Here is an 11,217-nt window from a genome sequence, read left to right on the forward strand (position 1 = left end):
TCAGTTCAGCAGACGTTCGGGATTCGCGTCCAGCTTGGCCAGCGCTTCGCGCGTGGCACGCACGGTCAGCGTTTCTTCTTCGGCCGGCACCAGCAGACCCGCCTGCAGATAGGAACCGAGACGCCCTGCCTGGATCAGGAAACTGCGACCGTCCGCCGCAGCGAACAGATGCAGCTGCTTGCGGTCCGAGCGCCAGACGAACTGCACCTGGCTTGCGCGGCCGTTGTGATCGAGCATGAACCAGTTGCCGACCTGAAGCTCGTTGGCCCACTGCATCATTTCCTCGCTGACCTTCGCGCCGGTGTCCGGCGCGACTTCGATCGACGCCGCGTCGACGCCCAGCAGCAGCTCGATGCTCGCAGCGTCCAGCGGCAGATCCGACGTGTCTTCATCGCTGACGAAGTCTTCCAGATTCGCCAGACGCTTGGCCATGGCCTCGATCTTGGCTTGCGGAATGCTCTCGGTCTTCGACATGAACGCATCGGACAGCGTCGCGCCGATGGTCTTGATGTGCGCTTCCTGCGGCTCGCCGACGATGCCCAGCAAGGCCATGCCGGAACGCAGACGCTGCAGCAGCTTCGGCAGATCCTGGATCACGCGGGTGCGGTCGGTGCGGTTCGGCTTTGCGCTCGCGGCCCAGACCAGCTCGGACGCCGCGCGCTTGAGCGTGACCGTCTGCGCGTCCTGCGCGCCGTACTTGAGTGCCGCGATGGCCAGCACCTCGGCCCAGACCTTGAACAGGAACTCGCGGATCTCCTCGCGCACCGGAATGTCGTTGAGCATCTTGCGCAACTCGATGGTGTACTGGATCGCCATCGTCTCCTTCTGCTCGACCTGCTGCGCCACGCTCATCACGCGCTGCGTCGCGTCGCTCTGCGTCAGGTACTTGCCGAGGAAGCCGACGAATTCGTCGAAAACCAGCTTGAAGACGCGCTGGCCAGTCTCGGGATACTGTTCGATCACCTGAACCACGCGGCGGATCTCGCCTTCGAGTGCGCTGCCGGAAATGGCAGCCGCGTCGAAACCCATCACGACCGAACCCATGCGGTCGATCAGCATGCGCGCCGGATGCTGCAGCGTGCCGAAGAATTCCGGCTCGGCGATCGCCACGCGCAGCACCGGCATCTGCAACCGGGCGAACCAGACGCGGGCGGAAAACGGAATCCGCTCCTCGGCCAGTATCGCCTGGAACATCAGCGCGACGATTTCAACCGTCGCCTTGTCGGCTGTGGTGGGCGCGCGACGCTTGAGCTCGCTGGTGCGGCGGCGCAGGTCGGCAGCCGTCTGCTGCAGCGCAGAGAGTTCGTTGCCGACCATGAACTGCGATGCCGCGATCTGGTATGCCGCTCCCGCGTCGGCGATGGCCGAGGCGAAGGCGTTCATGTCGGCCTCCGCGGCAGCGCCGCCCGCTCCGGCACCGCCGCCGGAACGCCCGACGGACTGTCGTCCGCCCGCAGCAGATCCGCCGCCGTCGGACCAGGCACTCCGCTGGATGCCGTCGCCACCCTGACCGCCGAGGCCGCCGCCGATCCGTGCGGTCACGAAGCGCTTCAGGTTCATCATCACGCCCTGCGCCCGCTGACGCGCGATGCCGAGCGGCGATCCGAAGAACTGCTCGTGGCCGTCCTGCGCCGACTGGCCGGAATGCGAATTTAGGCCGATGGCAGCAGGCGCGAAAGCACCGGGTCGATTGGCCAGCGCGCTGGCACCGGAAGCGCCGAGGCCGCCGCCGCCATTGCCGCCGCCGATACCACCACCGTTACCGCCGCCGCCGAGCGGTGCGGCGTTCGATCCGTTCGCCCCCGCGCGACGCACGAAACTCTTGAGGTCGATCTCCGGCATCACGCCCTTGGAGATCAGGAACGCATTCGCTTCCCGATAGGCGTTGACGATGCCGTCGAGAACGTGCTGCTGGATGGTGTCCTGCATCTTCGTCCAGAGCACGCGGCTCAGCCCGACGGCCAGCCACTGGGCGACCATCACGCCGGCCAGCGCTTCCGGCTTGAGGATGTCCTTGGCGTCGAGTTCGCTGGTATTTTCCAGCGACTGGATGCGCAAACGCAGATCGCTGTATTCGAAGCTTGCCTTGCCCTGCACGGCCTGCGCGAGGCGCGACGACAGAATGCCGGTTTCCACCACGTCGTCGCCGATCAGTTCGAGCCGCGAAAGCGTATTGGTCGATGCGCCGGAACCCGAACTCGCGCCGAGCGCCTTGCGCCAGGCGGTACGCGTTTCGTTCACCCAGTTGTCGCCCTGCGACTTGAAGGCGAGGAAATCATCGCGCCGGTCCTGCATCTCCCGCGCGTTCGTCATCTCATCCGACATGGCGATCAGACGCTCGCGGATCGGCTGTGCGATCAGTGCGACCACCTCGTCGGTAGCGACCAGAAAACGTTCACGCGTCTCGCGAGCGATCTGCAGGGAAAGGGCTTGGGGCCGCGCGGTGCTCATGAAATAAGGGTTTGCGATGAATCGTTATCGTAAAGCCTGAGCTTGCCGCGAGAAACGTTTACGCACAAGAGCGTCAGACGGTAGCGCCGGCGTTCGGGTCGTCCGGGTCGCCGTCGCGCTTGACCGGCACCTTGATCAGGTCCTCGCGCTTGATGCCGAGCCACATCGCGATCGCCGCAGCCACGAAACACGACGAATAGATGCCGAAGCAGATGCCGATGGTGAGCGCCAGCGCGAAGTAATGCAGCGTCGGGCCGCCGAAGAAGAACATCGACAGCACCACCAGTTGCGTCGAGCCGTGGGTGATGATGGTCCGGCTGATGGTCGAGGTGATGGCGCTGTCGATGACTTCGCGCGTGTCCATCTTCCGGAAACGACGGAAGTTCTCCCGCACGCGGTCGAAGATCACCACCGATTCATTGACCGAATACCCCAGCACCGCCAGCACGGCCGCCAGCACCGCCAGCGAGAACTCCCACTGGAAGAAGGCGAAGAAGCCCAGGATGATGATCACGTCGTGCAGGTTGGCGAAAACCGTGGCCAGCGCGAACTTCCACTCGAAACGGAATGCCAGGTAGATCATGATGCCGACGACCACCATGCCGAGCGCCTTGAGGCCGTTGGTCGTCAGCTCCTCGCCGACCTGCGGACCGACGAACTCATTGCCGCGCAGGGTGGCCGTCGGATCGACCGCCTTGAGCGCGTCCATCACCTGGACGCTCTGCTGGGCCGAGGTCTGGCCCTTCTGCACCGGCAGGCGGATCTGCACGTCGCGCGATGTGCCGAAATTCTGCACCTGCACTTCGGCATAGCCCAATTTGCCGATGGTTTCGCGTACCTGGCCGACGTCGACCGACTGCTGGTAGGCGACTTCCATCACCGTGCCGCCGGTGAATTCCACCGAAAGATGCAATCCGCGGTGGAACAGGAAAAACACCGCCAGCGCAAAAGTGGCGAAGGAAACGATGTTCAGCACCACGGCGTGGCGCATGAACGGAATGGTCTTGTGGATGCGGAAGAATTCCATGGTGGCGCTCGCCCCTTATTTCGCTTTGGCCACGGCCGTGCTGTCTGCGGCGACAACATCGACGGCATCGACGGCATTCACAGGATCGGTCTTTGGCCGCCAGACGGTGCCGATCGACACGCTCTTGAGCTTCTTCTTGCCGCCGTACCAGAAGTTCACCAGGCCGCGCGAGAAGAACACCGCCGAGAACATCGAGGTCACGATGCCGATGCAGTGCACCACCGCGAAGCCGCGCACCGGACCCGAACCGAAGGCCAGCAGCGCGATACCGGCGATCAGCGTGGTCACGTTGGAGTCGAGGATGGTGCCCCAGGCTCGTTCGTAGCCGGCGTGGATGGCCGCCTGCGGCGAAGCGCCGTTGCGCAGTTCTTCGCGCACGCGCTCGTTGATCAGCACGTTCGAGTCGATGGCGACGCCGATAGCCAGCGCCATGGCGGCGATGCCGGGCAGCGTCAGCGTGGCCTGGAGCATCGACAGGATCGCGACCAGCAGCATCAGGTTGACAGCCAGCGCGATCGACGAGAACAAGCCGAACAGCGCGTAATACAGGCACATGAACACCATGATGGCGAGGAAGCCGTACATGACGCTCTTGAAACCCTTTTCGATGTTGTCTGCGCCCAGGCTTGGGCCGATGGTCCGTTCCTGGATGATTTCCATCGGAGCGGCCAGCGAACCGGCGCGCAGCAGCAGCGCCAGATCGTTGGCTTCGACCACGTTCATCGAACCGGAAATCTGGAACCGGTTGCCGAGTTCGCCGTTGATCGACGGCGCCGTGAGCACTTCGCCCTTGCCCTTCTCGAAGATCAGCATCGCCATGCGCTTGCGGAAATTGTCGCGGCTCACGTCGCGCATGATTCGGCCGCCCTTGGCATCCATCGTCAGGTCGACCTTGGGCTGCTGGGTCTGCGAGTCGAAACCGGGCTGCGCATCGGTCAGGTTCTCGCCGGTGACCAGCACCTGCTTCTTGACGATGACCGGGCGACCTTCGCGATCGAGGAATTTTTCCGAACCGAAGGGCACCGGGCCGGTGCCGAGTTCGGCGGCGCGACCTTCGGTCGTCTCGTCGACCATGCGCATCTCGAGCGTCGCGGTACGTCCGAGGATGTCCTTTGCCTTGGCCGTGTCCTGCACGCCCGGAAGCTGCACGACGATGCGATCGAGGCCTTGCTGCTGGATCACCGGCTCGGCGACGCCGAGTTCGTTGATCCGGTTGTGCAGCGTGGTGATGTTCTGCTTGAGCGCCGCGTCCTGAAGGCGGCGCGCCGCTTCAGGCTTGATCGACGCGACCATCCGGAAGTCGCTGCCCTGCTGGCTGTCGGTGGTGCTCAGGTCGGGAAACTGGTCCTGGACCAGGCGTTTGGCTGCTTCTAGAGCCGCGGCATCGCGAAAGCTGACCTCGATGGTCTGGCCGTTCCGGTTGACCGCGCTGCCGCGGATGTTCTTGTCGCGCAAGGCGGTACGCAGGTCGCTGGCGAAGGATTCGGCGCGCTTGTCGATGGCGCCCTTCATGTCGACCTGCAGCAGGAAATCGACGCCGCCGCGCAGGTCCAGGCCCAGGTACATCGGCGACGCGTGCAGCGCAGTCAGCCAGGCCGGCGAGCGCGAAACCAGATTCAGCGCCACGACATAGCTCGGGTCGTTGGCGTCGGGCACCAGCGCGCGCTGAAGCACGTCGCGCGCCTTGAGCTGATCGTCGGTGGACGTGAAGCGGGCACGGACCGAGCCTGCGTCGAGCGTCAGCACGTCCGGCGTCAAACCGCCGGCCTTGAGCGCCTCCGCCACGCGGGTCTGCATCGCAGCGTCGATCTTGCCGGCCGCCTTGGCCGACGAAACCTGTACCGCCGGCGCCTCGCCGAAGAAATTCGGCAGGGCATAGACGAGCCCCACCAGCAGCACGATCACGAGGATCGCGTACTTCCAGACCGGGTAACGATTCATTGATTCACCTGTTCGAGAAACACCGCGGAACTGGCTTTGCCAGGCCGCTGGTGTTGCCCCCGGTAGGGGGTAGGCGGAGCGGACACGAAGTGCCGCGCAGCCTGGGGGCGAGCATTATTTGATAGCGCCTTTGGGCAGCACCTGGATGACCGACGTGCGCTGGACCTTGATTTCCACGCCATTGGCGATTTCGAGGCCCAGATACTGGTCGCCCAAAGAAGTGATGCGACCAAGCATGCCGCCGGACGTCGCGACTTCATCGCCCTTTGCCAGCGCCTCGATCATGGCGCGCGCTTCTTTCTGGCGCTTCATTTGCGGGCGGATCATGACGAAATAGAGCACCACGAACATGAGCACCAGCGGCAGCATGCCGCCCAGCGATGACATGAGATCGCCACCCGTCGAAGTGGCGGCAGCCGGTGCGGCCTGGGCGAAAGCAGAGGAAATGAACAAGAGATGTCTCCAGCAGAAGAGAGAAGTAGGCGTGGGGAATCGGAAGTGGATCCGCACGTTTCAGCCGCAGGATGCAGCCACTCTGCACGACCGTGGGCCGCGCGAGCACCGGGCATTGTATTCGGCGAGGTGCGCGCCTTCGGCGGCTAACCCGGCAAGGCTGTTGGGGATTTGCGGGCTCGGGAATATAAAAATGTTGCGAGGTGCCCCGTCACGAAGGAGGAGGGAGGAGGAGGAGAGTCGCTCCGGGATTTCGACCGGGCGGCATGCGCCCGAAAGACCTCGCAACATGTAAACCGTTCTGGATTCGTGGATCCGAGCCGTTGAGAGCGTGGTTTCGGAAAAGCGGTTCCCCGGCCGCGCAGGCGAATTTGTGACCAGATGAATCTGGCAACAGGGTCCGCAAACCCTTATCGGACGAAGGAAAACGCTTCCGATTTTCATAAAGCGAAGTACGCTGACGCCTACTTGGCACGCGTTGCCATCGGGAACCATGCATCCATCGGGTCATATTCACCGTACACAATCCGTATCAATGCGGCGGAAATGTCGCCAGCCTAGAAAGACGCCCATGCTCTACCCGGAACTCTTCAGACAACTCGAATCCGTCCGTTGGGACATGGACAAGGACATCCCCTGGCAATCGTTCGATGGCACCAAGCTGTCGGAAGAACAGGCACAGACCATCAAGATGAACGCCATCACCGAGTGGGCGGCGCTGCCGGCCACGGAGATGTTCCTTCGAGACAACCGGCACGACAGCGATTTCTCCGCTTTCATGTCGATCTGGTTCTTCGAGGAACAGAAGCACTCGCTGGTGCTGATGGAATACCTCAAGCGCTACAGCCCGCAACACGTGCCTACCGAACAGGAACTGCACGACATCCGCTTCGATTTCGACCCGGCACCGCCGCTCGAAACCCTGATGCTGCATTTCTGCGGCGAGATTCGCCTGAACCACTGGTATCGCCGTGCCGCCGAATGGCATACCGAGCCGGTCATCAAGCACATCTACACCACCCTGAGCCAGGACGAAGCCCGACACGGCGGCGCCTACCTGCGCTACATGAAGCGGGCCATGGAAAAGTTCGGCGACGAAGCCCGTGCCGCATTCACCAAGGTCGGCGTTCTCATGGCGAGCGCACGTCGTACGGCGCAGGCGCTGCACCCGACCAACCTGCACGTCAGCAAGGCGCTGTTCCCGAACGACACCATCCAGAGCCGCATGCCGGACCCGGACTGGCTCGAGCACTGGCTCGACAACCAGATCAAGTTCGACGCAGCCTGGGAGACCAAGGTCGGCGAGCGCATCCTGCACAACCTGAGTCTCCTGATGGACCGCAGTTTCAAGACGGTTCAGGAACTCAACAAGTACCGCAAGGAACTGGCTGCGTCGATCGGCCCCAAGCCGGAATACCAGGGCGCCTGAGCGCCAAGGATCGGTCGAACTGCGTTCAGCGCCGCTCGACGACCATCGGCGCAATTCCCAGCGTGTCGCGCACCTGCGACACCGCACCGAGCGCCGCATCGCGCGACATGAATGGACCGACCTGCAACCGGTTGGTACCACCCTCGCTGAATACCCGCAGTTGCGAAGAGAGCGCCGGCATGCCCGACGCCGCTTTGACGCGCAACCCTTCCGCACCGTCGCGCTCCCGGAAAGCGCCCAGCTGGACCCAATAGCCGGCAACCGGTTCCGGTGCCTGAAATGCGGATGGAGTCGGTTGCGCAGCCGACGCCGGATTCACCAACGCGGCATCCGCCCACGGATCGTCTTGCTTGCTCGACACAGGAGGGGGCGGAGCGGGCGGCGCAGGCTCGTTCATCATCGGCGGAAGTTCGGCGACCATGATCCTCGGCTGCGGCGATGCCGGCGTTGTGAAAGCCGATGCGGTTTGGCCGGCTGTACGCGTCGTCAGCGCGGAAGGCACTTCGACTGACGGCATCGGCACGGCAACCGGCGCGGGCAACGGCGCCGCAGCCAGCATCGTGTCGCCGCCGCCGCGTCGCCACGTTCCCGCCCGGATGTCGTCGTTCGTGATCCGCTCGATCTCCACCGGCGCCACGCCGCGCAACAGATCGAGCCGCAGCGCAGCGGTGTAGCTCAGATCGATCACGCGATCGTCGTGGAACGGGCCGCGGTCGTTCACCCGCACGATGACTTCGCGCCCGTTCGCCGGATTGCGCACGCGGACGTAGCTCGGGAGCGGCAGCGTCTTGTGCGCGGCCGTCATGGCGTACATGTCGTAGGGCTCGCCGCTGGCCGTCGACTGGCTGTGAAACTTGCGCCCGTACCAGGAGGCGAGCCCGCTTTCGCGCACCGCCCTGTCGTCCGTGATCGGCACATAACTGCGGCCCAGCACCGTGTACGGCTTGCTGGTGCCACCGCTGCTGCGGACGGGCTCGATGCGCGGCTCGGCATCGGGCGTCTGATTCAGGCCCGATGGCGGATTCGCGCCGGGTCCGTCGCGACCACCCGAGCTTCCGCCCTTCGGACCGCTCGCGCAGCCGGCCAGCGCGATAGCCGCAGCACAAAGCGCCCAGCCGGCTGCGCAACGCAACGGCGCCTCAGGCAAAGGCCGCCTTCCAGAGCGCCAGCATCGCCTCGCGCTCATGGGCCAGTACCGGCAGCAGCACGTACGTCGGGTCTTCGTTCAGGCGCGCGCGGTGCTGCACGCGGCGCAGCTCGCGATAGGCCGCCGCCGCGTCGCGACCGACGCCTGGCGGCAACAGGCCGGCGGCTTCGGCGCGCAGCAGCAGCGCGATATTGCCGACGTTCGGCACCAGTTCCGGATGCGCATGCGACTGGGACAGCACCAGGAACTGCACCGCGAATTCGGCGTCGACCATGCCGCCCGGGCTGTGCTTGACGTCGAAACGCCCCGCCTTCACCGGATGCGCCGCGCGCACCTTGTCGCGCATCGCGACGATCTCGCCCTTGAGCGCTTCACGGTCTCGCGGTGCGGTGACGACCGCTTCGCGCACGGCGTCGAAGCGGTGTTCGAGCGATTCGCTACCGAGCACGAAGCGCGCGCGTGTCATGGCCTGGTGCTCCCAGGTCCAGGCCGTATTGCCGCCGCGACCGAGCTGGTACTTCTCATAGGCGGCAAAACTGGTCGCCAGCAGGCCGGAACTGCCGTTGGGACGCAACGCGGTGTCGATCTCGAACAGGTCGCCCTCGCGCGTCTTCACCGACAGCCAGGAAATCAGCCTCCGCACATAGGCCGCATAGACCTCACCTGCACGCTCGTCGTCGTCTTCGTAGACGAACACGATGTCGAGGTCGCTGCCGTAGCCCAGCTCTTTGCCGCCGAGCTTCCCGTAGCCGACGATGGCGAACTGCGGCAGCACGCGATGCGGATTGCGCACGTGCTGCCAGCACCAGCGCGCCGTCACGCGCAGCACCGTGTCAGCCAGCGCGCTCAGATCGTCGGCCACCTGCTCGACGGTGATGCGGTGATCGACGTCGCGGGCCAGCGTGCGGAACAGCTCGGCATGGTGGGCATGGCGCAGCAGATTCAGCAGGCGTTCTTCGTCGTCCTCGCCGGTGCGGCGCAGCGAGCCGATGCGGCTTTCGAGTTCCTGTTCGAATTCCTCGGCATCGAAACGGCCCTCCAGCATCTCGTCGCTGGCGAGCTCGTCGATCACGCCCGGATGCTGCACCAGATAGCGCGCCGGCCAGCGTGCCGCGCCGAGCAATTGAAGCAGCCGGTCCTGCACCGCCGGCCGCTCGACCAGCAGCGCCAGATAGCTTTCGCGCCGAAGCAATGGCTCGATCCAGTCGGCCCAGCGAAGGGCCGCTTCGGTGCGGTGCGCGATCGCTTCCTCCGCGTCGCCTTCCGTCTCTTCGGCGGCGCTGCGAACCCAGGCGCCGGTACGCTGAACGAGCTGCCGGAGCCGCGCGCGCGTGTCGTCGCGCAGGGCGAGGATGCGCGGATTGCCGCGCCACTGCACGACGCGTTTGGCGAATGCCGGCGGCAGGCGGGCGATCAGGTCTTCCAGATCGGTCGGCGGTACGGCGGGGCGCGCGGATGCACCGGCATTGCAGCCGACGCACTTCGGCTTGCCGCCGAGCAGCTTGTCGAACTCCTGGGCGACGAATTCACGGTGCGTGTCGAGTTGCGCCAGGAAAGCGCAGCAATCCGGATAGCCCATCGTCAGCGCGATCCAGCGCACATCGGCGTCGTCGACCGGCAGCACATGCGTCTGCTGATCGTCGAGATACTGGATGCGGTGCTCGACGCGGCGCAGGAATTCGTATGCCGAGGCCAGCGCGTCGGCGGCTTCCTGCGGCATCAGGCCGTCGCCAGCCAGCCGCTGCAGCGCGTCGAGCGTGCGCCGCGTGCGCAGTTCGGGAAACTGCCCGCCGCGCACCACCTGCAGCAGCTGCACGGTGAACTCGATCTCGCGGATGCCGCCGCGCGACAGCTTGACGTCGTTGGCCCGCTCCGGCCGTCCGGCGCTGCGGCGCGCGGCCTGTTCGCGGATCTGCCGGTGCAGGTTGCGCAGCGCATCGAACACGCTGTAGTCGAGGTAGCGACGGAAAACGAACGGCAGCACCACGCCGCGCAGCGCCTGTGCCGAGCCGCTGTCGATCACCGACTGCGGCGCCACCACGCGGCTCTTCATCCAGGCAAAGCGCTCCCATTCGCGGCCCTGCACCTGCAGATACTCTTCCAGCGCGTCGATCGACACCACGCTCGGGCCGGAATTGCCGTTCGGGCGCAGCGCCAGGTCGACCCGGAAGACGAAGCCGTGCTCGGTCGTCTCGCCGACCAGCGCATAGATACGCTTGACGGCCAGCGCGAAGTATTCCTGATTGGAGATGCGGTTGCGGCCGGCCGCGTTGCCGGCGGTTTCGCCATCCTGGTCGTAGAGATAGATCAGGTCGATGTCGCTCGACACGTTGAGTTCGCGACCGCCGAGCTTGCCCATGCCGACGATCCAGATCTGGGCGCGCTCGCCGTCGACGCCGACAGGTGCGCCGTGGCGCTCGTCGAGTTCGGCGCAGCTCTCGCGACAGGCGACATCGAGCGCGAACTCCGCCAGTTCGGTGCAGGCGATGGTCACGACTTCCAGCGGCGCCCGAAGGTCGCAGTCGAGCGTGGCCAATCGCTCCATCACCAGCTGGCGGACGATGCGCAACGCGTCGCCCACGCCATCCCCGCGCGCGCGCAGCAGGTCGTAGGTAGCGACCATGGCGGCGCGGCGCGGCGCACCTTCGGCGAGAAGGTTCAGATCGCTTGCATAACGGCGGCGAAGGCGCTGCACGAAGCGCGAATGGCCCGAGGGCGCTGAAAGGTCGACGGGGGAACCCGTCGGAAGGCTGGGGGTCATAATTCCTG

7 protein-coding genes are annotated in these 11,217 nt (G+C 65.2%); 1 reads left to right on the top strand and 6 read right to left on the bottom strand.

What is annotated here, in order from left to right; all coding sequences use genetic code 11:
* The 4 genes from ACSFA3_RS15960 to yajC form a co-directional block, all read right to left on the bottom strand.
* Entirely contained in the window at positions 1-2,451 is a 2,451-nt protein-coding gene (locus ACSFA3_RS15960; RefSeq protein WP_435506461.1) for a DUF1631 family protein, read from the bottom strand.
* Between the two features lie 73 nt (positions 2,452-2,524).
* Entirely contained in the window at positions 2,525-3,478 is a 954-nt protein-coding gene (gene secF / locus ACSFA3_RS15965; RefSeq protein ID WP_435506462.1) for a protein translocase subunit SecF, read from the bottom strand.
* 15 nt (positions 3,479-3,493) lie between these two features.
* Positions 3,494-5,419: a protein translocase subunit SecD gene (secD, locus tag ACSFA3_RS15970; RefSeq protein WP_435506463.1), complete on the bottom strand. Its 1,926-nt coding sequence runs from the start codon at positions 5,417-5,419 to the stop codon at positions 3,494-3,496.
* 114 nt (positions 5,420-5,533) lie between these two features.
* Positions 5,534-5,872, bottom strand: a complete 339-nt coding sequence (gene yajC / locus ACSFA3_RS15975) for a preprotein translocase subunit YajC (protein ID WP_435506464.1) — start codon at positions 5,870-5,872, stop codon at positions 5,534-5,536.
* Between the two features lie 571 nt (positions 5,873-6,443).
* On the opposite strand from yajC, the gene ACSFA3_RS15980 reads away from it, so the two are divergent.
* Positions 6,444-7,301, top strand: coding sequence for a ferritin family protein (locus ACSFA3_RS15980; RefSeq protein ID WP_435506465.1), 858 nt, complete (start codon positions 6,444-6,446; stop codon positions 7,299-7,301).
* A 25-nt stretch (positions 7,302-7,326) separates the two neighbouring features.
* Here the strand turns inward: ACSFA3_RS15980 and ACSFA3_RS15985 are convergent, their stop codons facing one another.
* Both ACSFA3_RS15985 and glnE read right to left on the bottom strand, forming a co-directional pair.
* Positions 7,327-8,448: a septal ring lytic transglycosylase RlpA family protein gene (locus ACSFA3_RS15985; protein ID WP_435506466.1), complete on the bottom strand. Its 1,122-nt coding sequence runs from the start codon at positions 8,446-8,448 to the stop codon at positions 7,327-7,329.
* Positions 8,441-11,209 (bottom strand): bifunctional [glutamate--ammonia ligase]-adenylyl-L-tyrosine phosphorylase/[glutamate--ammonia-ligase] adenylyltransferase, encoded by a 2,769-nt coding sequence (gene glnE, locus ACSFA3_RS15990; RefSeq protein ID WP_435506467.1) that lies wholly within the window; start codon positions 11,207-11,209, stop codon positions 8,441-8,443. Before glnE ends, ACSFA3_RS15985 begins: the two co-directional genes overlap by 8 nt.
* Positions 11,210-11,217 lie beyond the last annotated feature (8 nt).

It is taken from the genome of Variovorax glucosi (assembly GCF_051216695.1).
Lineage (GTDB): Bacteria > Pseudomonadota > Gammaproteobacteria > Burkholderiales > Burkholderiaceae_C > Variovorax.